Source organism: Streptomyces inhibens, assembly GCF_022221585.1.
Taxonomy (GTDB): Bacteria; Actinomycetota; Actinomycetes; order Streptomycetales; family Streptomycetaceae; genus Streptomyces; species Streptomyces inhibens.
The window spans coordinates 5572044-5588755 of sequence record NZ_CP084681.1 but is presented as its reverse complement, the minus strand read 5'-3'; the positions used below and the strand labels follow the sequence as shown (position 1 = coordinate 5588755).

Annotated in this window: 15 protein-coding genes; 11 read left to right on the top strand and 4 right to left on the bottom strand. The window is 70.4% G+C overall.

The features are described 5' to 3' along the window. Positions 1 to 75: 75 nt before the first annotated feature. On the bottom strand, positions 76 to 720 hold the full coding sequence (locus KI385_RS25430) for a TetR/AcrR family transcriptional regulator (RefSeq protein ID WP_238574449.1): 645 nt from the start codon (positions 718 to 720) through the stop codon (positions 76 to 78). Positions 721 to 850: 130 nt separating this feature from the next. Here KI385_RS25430 and KI385_RS25425 point away from each other — a divergent pair, with 130 nt between their 5' ends. The 3 genes from KI385_RS25425 (at position 851) to KI385_RS25415 (ending at position 2699) form a co-directional block, all read left to right on the top strand. After that, positions 851 to 1549 (top strand): spheroidene monooxygenase, encoded by a 699-nt coding sequence (locus tag KI385_RS25425; protein WP_238574447.1) that lies wholly within the window; start codon positions 851 to 853, stop codon positions 1547 to 1549. Between the two features lie 107 nt (positions 1550 to 1656). Further along, complete coding sequence (locus KI385_RS25420; RefSeq protein ID WP_238574445.1) at positions 1657 to 2229, top strand: DeoR family transcriptional regulator; 573 nt, start codon at positions 1657 to 1659, stop codon at positions 2227 to 2229. Continuing rightward, a complete protein-coding gene (locus KI385_RS25415) occupies positions 2226 to 2699 on the top strand; it encodes a RidA family protein (protein WP_238574443.1) in 474 nt (157 codons plus the stop codon). The genes KI385_RS25420 and KI385_RS25415 overlap by 4 nt, the downstream gene beginning before the upstream one ends. A 102-nt stretch (positions 2700 to 2801) precedes the next feature. Here KI385_RS25415 and KI385_RS25410 read toward each other — a convergent pair whose 3' ends face one another. The 3 genes from KI385_RS25410 to KI385_RS25400 all read right to left on the bottom strand — a co-directional run bounded on the left by KI385_RS25410 (position 2802) and on the right by KI385_RS25400 (position 6382). Further along, the gene (locus KI385_RS25410; protein ID WP_238574441.1) at positions 2802 to 3632 is read right to left on the bottom strand and encodes an arylamine N-acetyltransferase family protein; all 831 of its coding nucleotides are present in this window, start codon (positions 3630 to 3632) and stop codon (positions 2802 to 2804) included. Positions 3633 to 3866: 234 nt separating this feature from the next. Then, positions 3867 to 5135, bottom strand: coding sequence for an acyltransferase family protein (locus KI385_RS25405; RefSeq protein ID WP_238574439.1), 1269 nt, complete (start codon positions 5133 to 5135; stop codon positions 3867 to 3869). 362 nt (positions 5136 to 5497) lie between these two features. Next, complete coding sequence (locus KI385_RS25400; RefSeq protein ID WP_238574437.1) at positions 5498 to 6382, bottom strand: glycerophosphodiester phosphodiesterase; 885 nt, start codon at positions 6380 to 6382, stop codon at positions 5498 to 5500. Positions 6383 to 6747: 365 nt separating this feature from the next. Between KI385_RS25400 and KI385_RS25395 the strand changes: the two genes are divergently transcribed. The 8 genes from KI385_RS25395 to mppJ all read left to right on the top strand — a co-directional run bounded on the left by KI385_RS25395 (position 6748) and on the right by mppJ (position 16696). Further along, positions 6748 to 7719, top strand: coding sequence for a GNAT family N-acetyltransferase (locus KI385_RS25395; RefSeq protein ID WP_238574435.1), 972 nt, complete (start codon positions 6748 to 6750; stop codon positions 7717 to 7719). After that, positions 7716 to 9131: an extracellular solute-binding protein gene (locus KI385_RS25385; protein ID WP_281066902.1), complete on the top strand. Its 1416-nt coding sequence runs from the start codon at positions 7716 to 7718 to the stop codon at positions 9129 to 9131. The genes KI385_RS25395 and KI385_RS25385 overlap by 4 nt, the downstream gene beginning before the upstream one ends. A gap of 34 nt (positions 9132 to 9165) precedes the next feature. After that, positions 9166 to 10077: a carbohydrate ABC transporter permease gene (locus KI385_RS25380; RefSeq protein WP_238574432.1), complete on the top strand. Its 912-nt coding sequence runs from the start codon at positions 9166 to 9168 to the stop codon at positions 10075 to 10077. Next, positions 10074 to 10964, top strand: a complete 891-nt coding sequence (locus KI385_RS25375; protein WP_238574431.1) for a carbohydrate ABC transporter permease — start codon at positions 10074 to 10076, stop codon at positions 10962 to 10964. The genes KI385_RS25380 and KI385_RS25375 overlap by 4 nt, the downstream gene beginning before the upstream one ends. Positions 10965 to 11098: 134 nt before the next feature. Next, positions 11099 to 12307 carry a glycosyltransferase gene (locus KI385_RS25370; protein ID WP_238574430.1) on the top strand — a complete coding sequence of 403 codons (1209 nt, stop codon included), beginning with the start codon at positions 11099 to 11101 and terminating at the stop codon, positions 12305 to 12307. Between the two features lie 98 nt (positions 12308 to 12405). Then, entirely contained in the window at positions 12406 to 13905 is a 1500-nt protein-coding gene (locus KI385_RS25365) for a glycosyltransferase family 39 protein (RefSeq protein WP_238574429.1), read from the top strand. A 58-nt stretch (positions 13906 to 13963) separates the two neighbouring features. Then, on the top strand, positions 13964 to 15493 hold the full coding sequence (locus KI385_RS25360; RefSeq protein WP_238574428.1) for a glycosyltransferase family 39 protein: 1530 nt from the start codon (positions 13964 to 13966) through the stop codon (positions 15491 to 15493). Positions 15494 to 15682: 189 nt separating this feature from the next. Next, the gene (gene mppJ / locus KI385_RS25355) at positions 15683 to 16696 is read left to right on the top strand and encodes a phenylpyruvate C(3)-methyltransferase (RefSeq protein WP_238574427.1); all 1014 of its coding nucleotides are present in this window, start codon (positions 15683 to 15685) and stop codon (positions 16694 to 16696) included. Positions 16697 to 16712 lie beyond the last annotated feature (16 nt).

The following is a 16712-nucleotide window of genomic DNA, read 5'->3' as shown; positions in this document are numbered from 1 at the left end:
GGGCGGGGCGGCCGGGGGCGGAGGGCCGCGGGCCGGTGCCGTTGGTGCCGTTGATGCCGTCGGTACCGCCGGTGCTCAGGACGTCCCGGCCGGGCCCTCGGCGCCCGGGCCCTGGGCGCCCGGGCCCTCGACGGTGGAGATCAGGCCGCGGGTGATCCGCACCATTGCCGCGACCAGCAGTTCGCGAGGCCGGTCGGGCCGGTCCAGCCACCACAGGGCGAGTCCGTAGAGCGAGCTGCGGATCGCCTCGCCGAGCGGTTCCAGCTCGGCCTCGGGGATGCCGGGCACGAACTCGCGGAGCAGGGCGATATCCGTCTCCCGCTGTCTGCGCTGCAGTTCACGGTGGAAGGCCTGCACCTCCGCGTCCCCGGTGGTGTCCCGGAACATCATCCGCCAGGTGTACGGATGGCTCTGCACATACCCGAACCAGGCGTCGTACATCGCCTTCATCCGGGTGTGCAGATCGCCCTCGCCGTGGAGGAGTTCATGGATCGGGGCGGCGGCCAGCTCATCGCGGTGCCGCTCCAGCAGGGCGAGGTGCAGCTCCTGCTTGGAGTCGAAGTGGCGGTAGAGCATCGGCTTGCTCAGGCCGGCTTCGGCGGCGATCTCCCCGATGGTCGTGCCCGCGAAGCCGCGCTCGGCGAACAGCCGGGCGGCGGCGTCCTCGATACGCGTCCTGGCCTCGGCGCGCGCGGCGCGGCTCCGGTCGATCTCGCTCATGTGGCCCCACTCATCGATCTGGCTCGTTTCGGCTGGTGCTTCCGGCTCGCAATTGCCCTTGCCGTGAAGGATACTAGGTCGTGTACCGCTTGGTATACGCGTCAGTAACCTTGGGATACGGGGGCTCATCGTGATCGTTTCCGTGCACTTCGCCGACATCGGCGTCCGCTCCGTGCGTGCCGCCCTGCGCGAGTGCCCACGGCCGGACGACGTCCCCGGACTCCGCTACGCACAGACCACCTTCACCGGCGCCATCGCGTCCGGTCCGCCCAAGCTGCGCCCGGGCCGGGCCGGGCTGATGGCCGCGTGGGACGACGATGCCGCGCTGGACCGCTTCCTTGCCGAGGATCCGCCGGCCCGGCGGCTGGCCGGGGGCTGGCATGTGCGGCTGGAGCCGGTGCGGGTCTCCGGCTCGTGGAGTCCGCTGCCGGTCGAAATCGCCCCCGATGCGGCGATGGACGACGAGGACGGGCCGGTCGTCGTCCTCACCCTGGGGCAGCTGCGGCTGCGTCGCGCGCTGCCGTTCCTGCGCGCCAATTCCCGGGCCGCCGGCCGGGCCGCGGCCGATCCTTCGCTGGTCGCGTCCGTCGCCCTGGCCAGACCGCCCCGCTTCGTCGGCACCTTCTCCCTGTGGCAGAGCGTGTCGGCGATGCGTCGCTACGCATACGGCGCCGAGCGGCCCGAGCACAGGGAAGTGGTCAGGGAGCATCAGGCGAAGCCGTTCCACCACGAGGCGGCGTTCATACGTTGCCGCCCCTACGGTGCCCAGGGCACGCTGGACGGCCGGGAGCCGGTGGCGGCGGCCACCATGGCCCAACACACGCCCTAGGAGGGACCGCGGGCCCGCGTAGATCCTGTGGGCGCGCCCTAAACTCGCCGGGTAGGGGGCCGACCGCGGGCGAACGGCCGCTATGTCGATCCGGGAAGGGACCAGCGTTGACCGACACCGAAGGGGTTGCCGACGTCTCGGTCGCGACTGATGCGTCGGTCACCGAGCTGGGCCCCGGGGACCGTCGTAAGCGGATCGCCGACCGGGTGCCGGCCGAGGGCCAGGTGACCATCGAGGCGCTGGTCCAGGATCTCGGCGTCAGCCAGATGACTGTGCACCGCGATCTGGACACCCTGGAGCATCAGGGCACCCTGCGAAAGGTGCGCGGCGGGTACCACGCGGCGTTCAACGCCTTCCTCGGCATGTCCACCGCCGATATCGCCCGCACCTTCCGCGCCGATGTCGCCTTTCTGTCCACCTCCGCGGTCGACAACGGCCACTGCTACCACCAGGCGCAGGAGAACGTCCTGGTCGAGCGCGCGCTGATGGCCGCGGCCCGGCGCAAGGTGCTGCTGGTGGACCACTCCGAGTTCGGCCGCCAGGCGCTCTATGAGCCGGCGCCGCCGGCCGGCTTCGATCTCGTCATCTCCGATGAACAGCTTCCCCAGGAGGAGCAAGAAGCGCTTCAATCCCTGGGTGTGCGATACGAGTTGGCGACGGAGGGGAGTCGGCGGGAATGAGTGCGGAGACGTCGATGAGCGGTGCGGGCGGCGCGGACGCGGGTACCGGCGAGGGCGCGGCCGCGCGCGGCGGTGAGCTGGAACGGATCAATCCGCCTCATCTGGCGCCGCCGACCGGGTTCAGTCATGCCGTGCGCGCCCCCGCGGGCACCATGGTCTTTCTCGCCGGGCAGACCGCTCTCGACGGATCGGGCCGGATCGTCGGGGACGGCATCGTCGAGCAGTTCGAGCGGGCGCTGACGAATCTCCTGGAGGTCGCGGCGGCCGCCGGCGCCGGCCCGTCCGATATCGCCAAGCTCACCGTCTTCGCGGTCGATGTCGCCGACTACCGCCGGCATGCCCGGGACCTCGGCCGGGTCTGGAAGCGCCTGGTCGGCGGCGACTTCCCGGCGATGGCCGTGATCGGCGCGACCCGCCTGTGGGACGAGACGGCCCTGGTCGAGATCGAGGGCATCGCCGTCGTCCGGTAGGCGCGTTCTCGGTCGTCCGGTAGGCGTGTCCCCCGTGGTCCGGTAGGCGCGTCCCCGGTCGTCCGTTGGTGGGCGACACCCCCGTCGCCGCCCACCACCCGCTCAGTTCTGGTGGACGGCCACCAGCGACTCGGCGTCCGCAGCGGACAGGGTGATGCCGAACTCCGTGTCCAGCAGGCCCGGGATCTCCTCCGGCGCGACCTCGCGCACCTCACGTGACCAGTCCGGACGGGTCCGGGTGAACTCCCGGCCGACCAGCGTGCTGCGCAGCTCGGGGAGCGGGCGCTGCACCACCATCCGGCTGGTGAAGGGCGAACGCGGATGGGTCGAGATGTAGTGGTTGAAGACGGTGAAGTCGACGGGGAAGCGCCGGTCCGTGCCGAAGGCGTAGAGGTCGAACCAGCCGTCCTCGTGGCGCGTCCGCAGCACCCAGGCCCCGGCCTCCTCCTCGTGCACCAGGCCGAACGTCCAGCTCCCCTGGCGGGCTTCCACGCCGTCCCGCAGGGGAAGCGGTTCGAGCAGCGCCTCGCCGCCGAAGCCGACATCGGTGATCCAGTCCGCACCGTCCAGCTCGACCTTGAGCAGTGCGTGGGTGGCCGGGCGGATGTGGTTCTCACCCATCCGGGTCCGGGCACAGAGGCCGGTGACGCGGAAGCCGAGGCGTTCCAGGGCGGCGGCGTAGAGCAGATTCTGTTCGTAGCAGTAGCCGCCGCGCCGCTGCTCGACCATCTTGGTCTGCAACGACTCCAGATCGAGCAGGATCGGGCGGCCCAGCAGGATGTCGAGGTTCTCGAAGCCGATCGACGCGGAGTGCGCGGCGTGCAGCCCGCGCAGGGTCTCCAGGGTGGGCCGGCGGTCGCCTTCGTAGCCGATGCGGGCGAGATAGGCGTCCAGCTCCAGCCGGTCTCCGCCCCACTCGGAATCGGTCTTCACGCTGCGTCCTCCCCTGGGCCTGCATTCCTCAGGAGGAGCCTAGGAGGCCCGGCACGGCGCCCGCGATCGGCATTTGGGCCGAGGGCCTGCCCCCGTGGACCTAGGTCCACACGGTGGATGAGGCGTACGAGTCCTACGACCCGCGGCCTCCGCACGCGGCAGGGGCGCCCGCCCCACCGGTCTTCCGGTGGAACGGGCGCCCCTGGCGCCACGCTCGGTGTGCGGTCCCGCCGGTCAGTTGCGGCCGCGGGCCATCCCCACCGGGTCCTTCTTGAACGCCCAGGTCATCTTGGGCTCCATCGCGAACCGGAAGGCCCGTTGCACAGGGGGTGTGCACAGCAGGGTGACGACGGTGCCCGCGATGAGGGTCAGCAGCACCGCGCCCCAGGGCGTGTGCACCCACGGGTGGTCGTACCAGTTCCAAAAGCGCGAGCCCTTGGCGAGGAAGCCGTGCAGCAGATAGCCGTAGAGGGTGCCCGCGCCCAGCGCCGTGCACCACATCGTGCGGCCCGGGATCCAGGCGAAGAAGCAGGCGACCAGCACCAGCGAGCAGCCGAACATCGCCAGCGTCATCACCGCGCCGCTCCACCACGGGGCGGCGAGTTCCTGTGCGGCGTCGCGGTGGTAGAACCACGCGGCGTTCATCCGCGGCGCCGCCCAGTACGCGAAGACCAGCGCGGCCGCGAAGACCGGTACGGCCAGGATCCGCGCCTGCTTGCGGCGTACGAGCTTGAAGTGCTCCGGTCGCAGCGACAGCCCGATCACGAAGAACGGCAGGAACTGCAGCACCCGCTGGAGGTCCAGATCGTCGCCGATGTTCGGTGAGACGGACGCGAGTACGGCGATGGTCAGCGCCAGCGGGACCGGCCAGCGCACGATCTTCCACAGCGGCGTGGTCAGCCGCCAGATGAACAGGGCGGCCAGGAACCAGGTCAGATACCAGGGGTCCGTCAGGCTGATCGGATATCCCGGATCGTCGTCCGCCCACCTCTTGAAGAACGTATAGGCGACTTCGAAGAGGATGTAGGGGACCGCGACTCCCGTGATCAGCCGCTGCAGCCGGTCCTTGCGCATATCGAAACTGCGCGAGAAATAGCCGGAGATGATGATGAACGCCGGCATGTGGAAGGCGTAAACGGTGATGTAGAGCGCTGCCGCCGACCGGCTGCCGTGGCGCAGCGGCTCCCAGGAGTGCCCCATGGCCACCAGCACGATGGCCAGATACTTCGCATTGTCGAAAAATGCGTCGCGCGGCTTCGCCCGGGCATCGGCCGTGCCGGCATTCTTCGCCCGGGCTCTGCCGCGGCCTTCGGTCCTGGCGTGCGAACCGGCGCCCGGGTTGTCCGAGGCCGGCTGCGCCGCAGGGTGGCCGACCACGGTGTGACGGGCCGTCGCCGACCCGGTGGCGGTGGCGGCTGCCGGTGCCCTCGTTGACGTGGCCGTCGCACCGCCGGCGTGTGCCGGTATCGATGCGCCCGCCCGGTCCAGCGTGTCATTCGGCATCTGCCGCGGCGGAGGAAGCGGCACCCGCCGTTCGCCGTACGCCGGAAAATCGTTGTTCAAGGACCCTCCCGGAACGAACCCAGGGGAGGAACTGGACGCTGGCCCGCACCGGGCCGCAAATCGGAACCCAAAAGCCAAATCCTGCGTGTTAGTTCTTTTACGGGGAGGGTGGCGGCGTCGAACATCTCAGGCACCTTAGCCCCGCGGCGGGAATCACGTAAATCCCTGCCTGACGCGGCCACCGGCCGCGCGTCCGCCCTCCACAGCTCCTTCACCCGGCGCGGGCCGGAACCGGTGCCCCGCCGCCGTCCGAAGCCCAGCGAGATCTGGACATTGCCCCCCTAACCCCCGGCCCCTGCCCGCTATTCAATAACCCCCGCGATCCCCCGCGCCCGCACCGACCGCACGTTCGTGTTCTTCGCCACGTCCCACGCGTAGACCTCCAACGGGCGGCCGTGCGGGCCACGCAGCCGGTGTACGGCCGCGAGCCAGCGTGAACTGACGGCGGACATACGGGGGTTGATCTCGTCGGCGAATCGCGCATAGCGCGGCAGTTTGTCCACGTCGGGCGCGCCCAGAATTCCCGTACGTACCTGTGGCACCAGTTCATGCACGGTCTTTACGCAGGTCACGGAGAAGCTCTGGACCACCAGCCGGCTGCGGACATGGTCGCGATCCAGCCAACCTTGCGCCCGTAGCTCCCGGACGACCTGCGCCTCGATTCCGGGATAGCGCTCAGGGGCCTTGATCTCCAGCAAGAGGCGCTGCCCGTTGCGGTCCAGCCGGCGCACATAGTCGGCGAGCGTCGGCACCCGCTCCCCCGCGAACCGCTTGCCGAACCAGCTTCCGGCGTCCAGCCGGGCGATCTCGGCGGCGGTGAAGTCCCCCAGCCGCCACGGCGCCCGCCCGGGAAACACCTTCGCGGCATCGGTCGTCCGCTTCAGCGTGGTGTCGTGCATCACCACCAGCCGGCCGTCCTTGGTGCGCTGCACATCGTTCTCGACCCATATGAGCCCGCGGCGGTGTGCGGCGTCGACGGCGGCGAGCGTGTTCTCCGGCGCGTAGCGGGAGGCGCCGCGGTGTGCGATCACCAGCGTCGCCGCGGTGCCGGGACCGGCCCGGGCCCCCTTGCTCACGGCGACATCCGCGTACTCCTCCGGCCCGGACGCCATGGCGGACGACGACACCGCCGCGGTCACCAGATACGCGACTCCGGCGGCGGGGATCCTCAGCGATCTCCGAAGCATGCGGAAGCCTCCTGGTGCCCCGTCCGCGGGCCGGCCGGGCTGTCTCCTCAAAAACATGCCCTCACCGGCTCCGGCCCGCTACGCGAAGAGCCCGCCGGCGGCCCCGTACCGACCGTCGCAGCGTTCATCTTTTCGCAGGTCAGAGGGGGGAGGCGAGGGACCGGCACGGAGCGTCGGCGGGTTCCGGGGCGGCCCTCCATCCGTGCGTATGCCGTCGTCGAGATCGTGCGTATGCCGTCATCGAGATCGTGTGGGCGACGTTGTCGAGATCGCGTGGGCGACGTTGTCGAGATCGCGTGTACGCCGTCGCCGGGATCATGCGTGCGCCGTCGCCAAGGTGCCGGATTTGCGGTAAGTAGTGGGCGATGTCCGCCACGCCGCGCCCGCGACCCGTTCTACGGCCGTTCCGCCCCGGAGACGGCCGCTCGCTGCTGGCGGCCTGGTGCCGCAGCGCCCCGGACGATCCGATCACCGCCGCCCGCTTCCGGACGCTGATCCTGCTCGACCCCAATTTCGACCCAGAGGGGTTACGGGTGGCCGATCTCGACGGGCAGGTGGTGGGCGCCGTCTACGCCGTGCGCCGCCGTACCCCGCTGGCCGGCACCGACCTGGAGCCGGACGTCGGCTGGATCCTGTTCTTCTTCGTCGATCCGCCGCACCGCCGTACGGGCCTCGGCCGCCGGCTGCTCACCGATGCCCTCGACTGGCTGCGCGGACACGGCCGCACCCGGGTCGACTTCGCCCCGTACGCCCCCCACTACGTGCTCCCCGGCCTGGACCGGGCCGCGTACCCGGAGGCCGCCCGGCTGCTGGCGAGCCTCGGCTTCCGTCCCCGCTACGAGGCCGCGGCGATGGACCGCGGCCTGGTCGGCTACCGCATGCCGGACGAGGTACGGCGGCACGAGGCGGCCCTGACGGCGCGCGGCCACCGATTCGGCACCCCGTCCGACGACGATCTGGTGGACCTGCTCGGGCTGGCCGAGGAGTTCACCCCCGACTGGGCGCGGGCGATCCGGCAGTGCCTGACCGGCGGCGCCCCTCTGGACCGCATCGTCAGCGCCCGCGCACCCGACGGGCGGATGGCGGGCTGGGCCATGCACGGCGCGTACGACGGTACGGCCGAGCGGTTCGGCCCCTTCGGCGTACGGAAGGAGCTGCGCGGCGCCGGTCTGGGCAAGGTGCTGCTGCATCTGACGCTGGAGCGGATGCGGGCGCTCGGCGTGCACGGGGCGTGGTTCCTGTGGACGGGCGAGCAGAGCCCGGCGGGGCATCTCTACCGCGCGAGCGGATTCACCACGACCCGGAGGTTCACGGTGCTGCGGTGGGAGGCGGGATGAGGCGCCGTACATTCACGGCCGGGGCCGCGGCGGGGGCCGCCCTGTTGGCCGGGGCCGGATGCGACGCGCCCGGTGGCGCCGGGCACGGAGACGGAGAGCACGGAGACGGAGACGGCGGTGACGGCCGGGGCAGCGGCGGCCGTCGCGGCGCCCCCGTCACCCTGACCGTCCTCACGCACTACGCGAGCGAACCGCTCGCCTCGGCGCTGCAAACCGTCGTCGACGCCTGGAACGCGACGCACCGGCGCATCACGGTGCGCACGGCCGCGGTCAAGTTCCCCGATCTGCTGACGACTTACATGGTGCGGCAGGCCGCGGGCCAGGGCGCCGACATCATCCATCCGTACTGCCTGTGGACCGGCCAGCTGGTGCGGGCCGGAGTACTGCGCCCGGTGCCGCCCACGGCCACGCGGCAGATCCGCCGGGACTTCACCCCGGCGGCCGTGGCGGCGTCGTCCGTGCACGGCACGCTCTACGGCTACCCCACGGAGGTGCAGACCTACGCGCTCTACTACAACAAGCGGCTGCTGCGGCAGGCCGGTATCGACGGACCGCCGGGTACCTGGCAGGAGCTGGAGGACGCGGCGTACCGCACCGCCCGCCGCGACCGCCACGGCAACATGCTGGTGCAGGGCTTCGGGCTGTCACGGGCCGACGATGCGAGCGTCGTGGGGCAGACGCTGGCCCTGCTGGCCGCGCGCGGCGGCACATTCCTCACCTCCGACGGACGGCGGACCGCCATCGGCTCGGCGGCCGGGCGGGATGTGCTCGACCTGGAGCGCCGGCTCATCGACCGCGGCGCCGCCGACTCCGGTATCTCGCTCCTGAGGGCCTTTCCGTCCGGCCAGGTGGCGATGGCGATCAACGCCGGCTGGTGGACGGCGAGTCTGCGCGGCGCGATGGGGGCGGACTACCGCGAGGTCGGGGTGGCGCCGGTGCCGGGGCCCGCACCGGACGACCGCGGCACGCTCGCCACGGGCTTCCTGCTCGGCGTGAACGCGAAGAGCAGATATCCGGGGGAGGCCTGGGAGTTCCTGCACTGGCTCAACGGTGTGCGGGCGCCGGCCGCCCGGCCGGGGCGCAGCGCGGGAGGAGGCGTCCCGGTGTCCAGGATGAGCGCGCTCCAGGTGTCGGTCGGTTCGATGACCGGGCGGGCGGACGATATGCGGGCGCTGCTGGGAGGCGACGGCGAGAGGGACGCCGACGGCCGTGGTGGCGGCGACCGGAACCTCGGCCCCTTCCTGGACGCGCTGCGCTACGCCGTCCCGGAACCGAACGGTCCGCGCGCGCAGCAGGCCAAATCGCTGCTGCGCAAGAACATCGAGGACGTCTGGACGGGCCGGGCCTCGGTCGATGCCGCGCTGCGCACCGCCGGCCGGCAGATCGACCAGGAACTGTCCCGGCCCTACTGAGCCACTCCCCCATGTCGTCGAGAGGTGGTGCCGAATGGCTTCAGCCGGCGGTGGTCCCGTCAGGGCGGCCCGGCGGCGGCAGACCGCCGTCGCCTATCTGTTCCTGACCCCGGCCCTGCTGTTCTTCGCGGTCTTCCTCGCCCTGCCGCTGCTGTTCGCCGTGCTGCTCGCGCAGTCGCGCTGGGCCGGCTTCGACCTCGCCGATATCGAGCCGGTCGGGATGGCCAACTTCACCGACCTCTTCGCCCGCGGCTCGACCTTCCTGACGCCCGTCCTCACCAATACGCTGCTGTACGCCGTCGGCACCGTCGCGATCGCCCTCATCGGCGCGCTCACCCTCGCGACCTGCATCGACAACCTTCGTTTCCAGGGGCTTTGGCGGACCCTCTATTTCCTCCCGATCGTGACGACCGTGGTCGCCGTCGGCAACGTATGGAAGTACATGTACGCACCGGGCGGGCTGATCAACGGAGTGCTCAACGGTCTGGGTCTGCATTCCGTGGCCTTTCTCCAGGACCCCGGCACGGCGCTGCCGTCCGTCGTCGTGGTGCAGGCATGGGCCTCCATGGGAACCGCGATCCTGATTCTCACCGCGGGCCTGAAGTCGATCCCCGAGGCCTATTACGAGGCCGCCGAGCTGGACGGTGCCGGCGCCGGCACCGTTTTCCGGCGCATCACCCTGCCGCTGCTCCGGCCGTCCCTGCTCTTCGTCTGCATCACCCAATTCATCACCGGATTACAGTCGTTCGCCCTGATCAATGTCATGACGGACGACGGCGGACCGGGCGATGCGACGAATGTCGCGGCCCTGGAGATGTATCAGCAGGCGTTCAGGTACGGCGACTGGGGAATCGCCAGTGCCGCCGCCTTTGTGCTGTTCCTGGTCATTGTCGCGATCACGGTGGGGCAGCTCTGGCTGTTCCGCCGGAAAGGCGGGGAATCGTGAGCCGGTCCGCTCGTCGGCGCCCGGGCCGTCGCCGCCCCTGGGGCTCGTACGCCGTGGTCGTCGCCGGGGCCGCCCTCACCCTCGTCCCGTTCCTCGACATGCTGCTGACCTCGTTCAAGGGGCCCGGCGAATACGGGAAACTCCCCTACCGATTCCTCCCCCAGGCGTTCGACCTTTCCAACTACCGTGCCGCGATGGAGCAGCTGGATCTGCCCCTGCTTTTCCGCAACAGCGTCATCGCCACCGCCGTCATCACCGGATCCATCCTGGTGACCTCCGCGCTCGCCGGATACGCGCTGGCCAAGCTGCGCTTCCCCGGCCGGGAGGTGATCTTCCGCCTGGTCCTGTCCACGATGATGTTCCCGCCGTTCCTCTTCTTCATCCCGCACTTTCTGATCCTGGTGCACTGGCCCGGCGCCGGCGGCAACGACCTGCTGGGCCGCGGCGGGGCGGGCCTCACCGTGAGCCTTGCGGCGCTGGTCATGCCGTTCCTCGTATCCGGTTTCGGGATCTTTCTGATGCGGCAATTCATGGTCTCCATCCCGGACGAACTGCTGGAGGCGGCCCGTATCGACGGCGCCGGCGAATTCGCCCTCTGGTGGCGCATCGTGCTGCCCCAGACGAAACCGGTGGCGGTCACCCTCGCGCTGCTCACCTTCGTCAACGCCTGGAACGAATACATCTGGGCGCTGCTGATCTCCACCGCCAATCCGCGGCTGATGACGCTGCCGGTGGGCATCCAGATGCTGCAGAGCTATCTCGACCCCGACCGTATGGTCCCGGTCATGATGGCCGGCCTGGTGCTGAGCATCCTGCCGGTCCTGCTGCTCTTCCTGCTGCTCCAGAAGCACTACCTGCGCGGGGTGATGCTCAGCGGCCTCAAGTGACGTGCGTCCTGGGCCGATGTGGTCCCGCGGTGCACCCGCCGAGGTTGACTTCTCCGTAAAACATGATGAGTTCCGGTTTCTCCTGGGCTGTTGTGGCAACTGTGGTGAGAGTTTCTGACCCCTCAGGAGGAACCATGGCTTCCGACTCGTCGTCCCCGACGCCGATGCCGGCCGTGTCGTTGATCGTGCCGACGTTCAACGAGGCAGCGAACATTGATGAGTTGCTCGACGGCGTGTGTGCGGCGATCCCGGCGGGTCTGGAGGTCGAGGTGCTGTTCGTCGACGACTCGACGGATGACACACCGGAAGTCATCGAGAAGGCGGCCGCGCGCTGTCCGATGCCGGTGTCGGTGCTGCACCGGGAGGTTCCCGAAGGGGGGCTCGGCGGAGCGGTGGTGGCCGGGATCGCCCGTACGAGTGCGCCGTGGATCATGGTGATGGACGCCGATCTGCAGCATCCGCCGGAGCTGCTGCCGCAGTTGATCGAGGCTGGTGAGCGCGCGGCGGCCGAGTTGGTGGTGGCCAGCAGATACGCGGAGGGCGGGAGCCGTGGCGGGCTGGCCGGCGGGTACCGGGTGGCCGTGTCGGGGGCGTCGACCGCGCTGACCAAGTCGCTGTTCCCCCGGCTGCTGCGCGGGGTCTCCGACCCGATGAGCGGGTGCTTCGCCATCCGGCGGGAGGCGGTCGACCGCGCCGTACAGGAGGGCGAGACCCGGCAGGAAGGGGGGCTGCGGCCGCTCGGCTACAAGATTCTGCTGGAGCTCGCGGTGCGCTGCCGGCCGCGCGGGGTGGTGGAGGTGCCGTACGAGTTCGGGGAGCGGTTCGCCGGCGAGTCGAAGTCGACGGTGCGCGAGGGGCTGCGGTTCCTGCGGCATCTGGCGGAGCTGCGGACCAGCGACAAGCGGGCCCGGATGGTGGCCTTCGGGCTGATCGGGGTGTCGGGCTTCGTACCGAATCTGCTGGCGCTGTGGGCGCTGACCGGTGCCACGACCCTGCATTACGCGGTGGCGGAGGTGCTGGCCAATCAGCTCGGGGTGCTGTGGAACTTCGCCCTGCTGGACTTCCTGGTCTACCGGAGCGGGAAACCGGGGCGCGGGGCCGGCCGGCTGCTGGGGTTCGCGGCGCTCAGCAACGCGGATCTGCTGGCGCGGATCCCGTTGATGATGCTGTTCGTGGAGCAGGCCGGGATGGGGCCGGTGCCGGCGACCGTGATCAGTCTCGTGGTGGTGTTCGCGCTGCGGTTCCTGCTGGTCGACACGTTGATCTACCGGCGCAAGGGGGCGGCTGCCAAGCGCGCGGCGGACGCGGCGGTCACCGGCGGGCAGGGCGAGCGCGCTGCTTAGCTGACAAGGCAAACTCGTGGCGGCCCGCCCCGGCCGGACAGCAGACTCCGAGCGATGATCTCGCCGGATTCCACCTGGACGGACAGAGGCGGAGAAACGTGCTGACAGCTCCCGTTGGTGTGGAAACGGATCCGCGTTCGGCGGTACGGCCGGCCCGGCGGCCGGCGGCCGTCGTCGCGGGCGCCGTGACCGTCGTGCTGCTCGCCCTGTCCGACAGGTACGGCTACAACGTCGACGAGCTGTATTTCCGGCTGCTCGGCGAACACGGCTGGGCCTGGGGCTACACCGACCAGCCGCCGCTGGTGCCGGCGCTGGTGCACGCCACCGCCCAGGTCCTCGGCGACTCGGTGTGGGCGATCCGGGTGCCGGCGGCGCTGTGCGCAGGGGCCGTGGTGCTGCTCGGGGCGCTGATCACCGCCGAACTCGGCGGCACCCGCCGGGCACAGACTCTTTCCGCCCTGGGTCTGGGCAGCTCGTTCCTGGTGCTCAGCGTCGGCCACATCATGGTGACCACCACCCTGGACATGCTCGCCTGGGCCGCGGTGCTGCTCTTCGTCCTGCGGGCGCTGCTGCGCTCGGAGGGCAAGTGGTGGCTGTGGGCGGGGGTGGTGCTGGGCCTGGCGCTGTACGCCAAGTACATCGTGGCGCTGCTGCCGGTGGCGCTGCTGGCCGGGCTCGCGCTGGTCGGTCCGCGGAAGGTGTTCCGTGACCGGTGGCTGTACGCGGGGATCGCGTTGGCGCTGGCCATCGGCTCGCCGAACCTGATCTACCAGGCCACCCATGACTTCCCGCAGCTGCAGATGGCCGATGCGCTGGGTGCCACCGACGGCCCGATGAACCGGGTCATCTTCGTGCCGAGCCTGGTGATCCTGCTCGGTCCGGTGCTGACCGTGGTGTGGGTCGCGGGGCTGGTGAAGCTGCTGCGTGACCCGGCATGGCGGCCGGTGCGGGCGCTGGCACCGGCGTTCGTGGTCGGGGTGGCGCTGACCCTCTACGGCGGTGGCCGGCCCGACTACGTCGGCGGGTTCCTGATCGGGCTGTTCGCGGCCGGGGCGGTGGCCGCCGACCGGTGGATGGGGCGGCGTACGTCCCGGCGGGTGCTGCTGTGCGCCGGACTGGCCGCCAGTGCGGTGCTCCAGGTGCTGATGGCGCTGCCGGTGCTGCCGCAGAGCTCCCCGTTCGTGCCGCTGAACAACATCTCCCTGGAGAGCGTCGGCTGGCCGCGGCTCGCCGAGCAGGTGCGCACGGCGTACGAGGCGCTGCCGCGGCAGCAGCGGGAGCGGGCCGTGGTGCTCGCCGACAACCTCGGGGAGATCGGCGCGCTGGACCGCTACGGGCACGGGCTGCCCGCGGTGTTCAGCGGCCACAACGAACTGCACAAGTGGGGCCCGCCGCCGGAGCGCGCCGATGTGGTGGTCGCGGTGGGCGTGCCCCGGTCCCGGCTGGCCGCGGGGTTCACCTCGTGCACCGTCGTGGGACGGGTCGACAACGGCGTCGGCGTCGAGAACGCCGAGCAGGGCAGACCGATCACGGTGTGCCACGGCCGCAAGGCTTCCTGGGCCCGACTGTGGCCCTCCTACCACTACTTGAGCGGCTGATGTGCCCCTGCACCCCGGGCCGTGTGCGAATCGACAACTCAGCGGGAAGTGAGGCGTGATGACGACATCCCTCGACAGGGATTCCAGGGCGGCCGCGGCCGGGCCGGGGGTGTTCCGCCCGGCGCCGATGGCGTGGCGGCCGGTCGCCGTGGTGGTGGCCGCGCTGGCCGTGCTGTTGTTCGCCTTCGCCGGCGAATACGGCTACCACGCCGACGAGTTGTACTTCCGGCTGCTCGGGGTGCACGGCTTCGCCTGGGGCTATGTGGACCAGCCGCCGCTGCTGCCACTGGCCGTACGGACCTCGATGGAGATCTTCGGCGACAGCATGTGGGCGATCCGGGTGCCCGCCGTGCTGTGCGCGGCGGCCGTGACCGCGCTCGGCGCGATGATCGCCGCCGAGCTGGGCGGTTCCCGGCGGGCCCAGACGCTGACCGCGTTCGGGGTGGCCACCTCGACGATGGTGCTCAGCTTCGGCCACTGGATCCTCACCACCAGCTTCGACACCGTGGCGTGGGCCGCGGTGCTGCTGTTCGTGATGCGGGTGCTGCTGCGCGGCGAGAGCAAGTGGTGGCTGTGGGCCGGGGTGGTGGTCGGTGTCGCGCTGTACGCCAAGTACATCGTGCTGCTGCTGCCGGTGGCGCTGCTGGTGGGGCTGGCGCTGGTCGGTCCGCGGAAGGTCTTCCGCGACGGGAAGCTGTACGCGGGCACGGCGCTGGCGCTGGTCATCGGCTCGCCGAACCTGATCTACCAGGCCACCCATGACTTCCCGCAGCTGCAGATGGCGGAGGGGCTGGCGGGCACCGACGGCGAGGCGAACCGCGCCATGTTCGCCACGAACCTGATCCTGCTGTTCGGCCCCGCGCTGTTCGTGCTGTGCATGATCGGGCTGGTCAAGCTGTTCCGGGTGCCGGAGTGGAAGCCCGTACGGACACTGGCCGTCGGCTATCTCGCGGCCACCGCGGCGTCGTACCTCATCGAGGGCGGCCGGCCGGACTACACCGGCGGACTGCTGATCGCGCTGCTGGCCGCCGGGTGTGTGACGGCCGACCGGTGGGCGGGCGCCCGCAAGCTGCGGCTCTCGGTGCTCGCGGTCTCGCTGACGCTCAGCACCGCGGTGCAGATGCTGCTGTCGCTGCCGGTGATCCCCAAGAGCTCGCTGCGCGACTTCCAGATCGCCAGCATGGCGCTGGAGACGGTGGGCTGGCCCCGTCTGGTCCAGCAGACCGAGGCGGCCTACCGCGCACTGCCGGCCGCGGACCGCGACCGCGCGATCGTGCTCACCGAGAACTTCGGCGAGGCGGGCGCCCTGGACCACTACGGGCACGGGCTGCCGAAGGTGTACAGCGGCCACAACGAGCTGTACCACTGGGGCCCGCCGCCGCAGCGCGCCGAGGTGGTGGTCGCGGTGGGCATCGACCGGAACCGGCTGTCCGCCGACTTCACCAGCTGCAAGGTCGTCGACCACATCGACAACCGCCTGGGCATCGACAATCCGGAACAGGGCGTGCCGATCACGGTGTGCCACGGCCCCAAGAAGCCCTGGTCCGCGCTGTGGCCGACCTACCGGCACTACAACGCCTATCTGTAGCGCGCCTCTCGTCCCCCACCCCGCGGCCCGGTCCGAAGCACCTTCGGACCGGGCCGTCCGCCGACCTGCTTCGCTGCACGGTAAAAGTCGTGGATCAGCCGCGGAGTTCACCCGAGACTGGAAATCGCTGGACTGTGTACGCCCATCCAATCGACTTCCGGACGACCCCTTTCGGGGTGGAGGCGTGATATGAGTACCGAGGTTTCCGAGGCGCAGGCGCGACGCGCCGTGGCAGACATCTTCAACTCGACGCTGGCTTCTTCGGCCATCGGCGCCGCGTGGGAGCTCGGAGCTCTTGACGAGCTGCGGGAGAACGGCAAGTTGGATGTCTCCGATTTCGCCGTACGCCATGATCTGCACGAGCCGGCGGTGGTCGGCATGTTCACCGCGCTGGCGAGTGTGGGAATCGTGCGGCGCGAGGGCGCCACCGTCGTCGTCGGCCCGTACTTCGACGAGGCCAATCACCACCGTTCACTGTTCCACTGGCTCAATCAGGGCAGCGGCGAGCTCTTCCGCCGCATGCCGCAGGTGCTGCCGAACGAGAACCGCACAGGAAAGTTCTACCAGCGGGACGCGGGGGCGATCAGCTACGCGTGCCGCGAGATCAGCGAGCGCTATTTCGACCCGGCGTTCTGGGCCGCGGTCGACGGTCTGGGTTACACCCCCACCACCGTCGCCGACCTGGGGTCCGGCAGCGGTGAGCGGCTGATCCAGATCGCCCGGCGGTTCCCCGGCGTCCGCGGCCTCGGCGTGGACATCGCCGACGGCGCGATCGCCATGGCGGAGAAGGAGGTGGCCGCCAAGGGATTCGGCGACCAGATCTCCTTCGTGCGGGGCGACGCGCGCACCATCGACCAGGTCTCGGCGCGCGGGGAATTCGCCGAGGTCGATCTGCTCACCTGCTTCATGATGGGGCACGACTTCTGGCCCCGCGAGAACTGTGTGCAGACGCTGCGAAAGCTGCGCGCGGCATTCCCGAATGTGCGCCGGTTCCTGCTCGGCGACGCCACCCGCACCGTCGGTATCCCCGACCGCGAACTCCCCGTATTCACCCTGGGATTCGAGTTCGGGCACGACATGATGGGCGTTTACCTGCCGACCCTCGATGAATGGGACGGGGTATTCGAAGAGGGTGGCTGGCGCTGTGTGAAGAAGCACGCCATCGACTCGCTGTCGGTCTCCGTGGTCTTCGAACTCGAGTAACCGCACACGCGCATAT

Coding starts and splice junctions, on each gene's coding strand:
- KI385_RS25430 (WP_238574449.1), bottom strand. CDS start 720: ATGAGCGAGATCGACCGGAGCCGCGCCGCGCGCGCCGAGGCCAGGACG.
- KI385_RS25415 (WP_238574443.1), top strand. CDS start 2,226: ATGAGTGCGGAGACGTCGATGAGCGGTGCGGGCGGCGCGGACGCGGGT.
- KI385_RS25405 (WP_238574439.1), bottom strand. CDS start 5,135: ATGCCGAATGACACGCTGGACCGGGCGGGCGCATCGATACCGGCACAC.
- KI385_RS25400 (WP_238574437.1), bottom strand. CDS start 6,382: ATGCTTCGGAGATCGCTGAGGATCCCCGCCGCCGGAGTCGCGTATCTG.
- KI385_RS25395 (WP_238574435.1), top strand. CDS start 6,748: ATGTCCGCCACGCCGCGCCCGCGACCCGTTCTACGGCCGTTCCGCCCC.
- KI385_RS25385 (WP_281066902.1), top strand. CDS start 7,716: ATGAGGCGCCGTACATTCACGGCCGGGGCCGCGGCGGGGGCCGCCCTG.
- KI385_RS25380 (WP_238574432.1), top strand. CDS start 9,166: ATGGCTTCAGCCGGCGGTGGTCCCGTCAGGGCGGCCCGGCGGCGGCAG.
- KI385_RS25370 (WP_238574430.1), top strand. CDS start 11,099: ATGGCTTCCGACTCGTCGTCCCCGACGCCGATGCCGGCCGTGTCGTTG.
- KI385_RS25360 (WP_238574428.1), top strand. CDS start 13,964: ATGACGACATCCCTCGACAGGGATTCCAGGGCGGCCGCGGCCGGGCCG.
- mppJ (WP_238574427.1), top strand. CDS start 15,683: ATGAGTACCGAGGTTTCCGAGGCGCAGGCGCGACGCGCCGTGGCAGAC.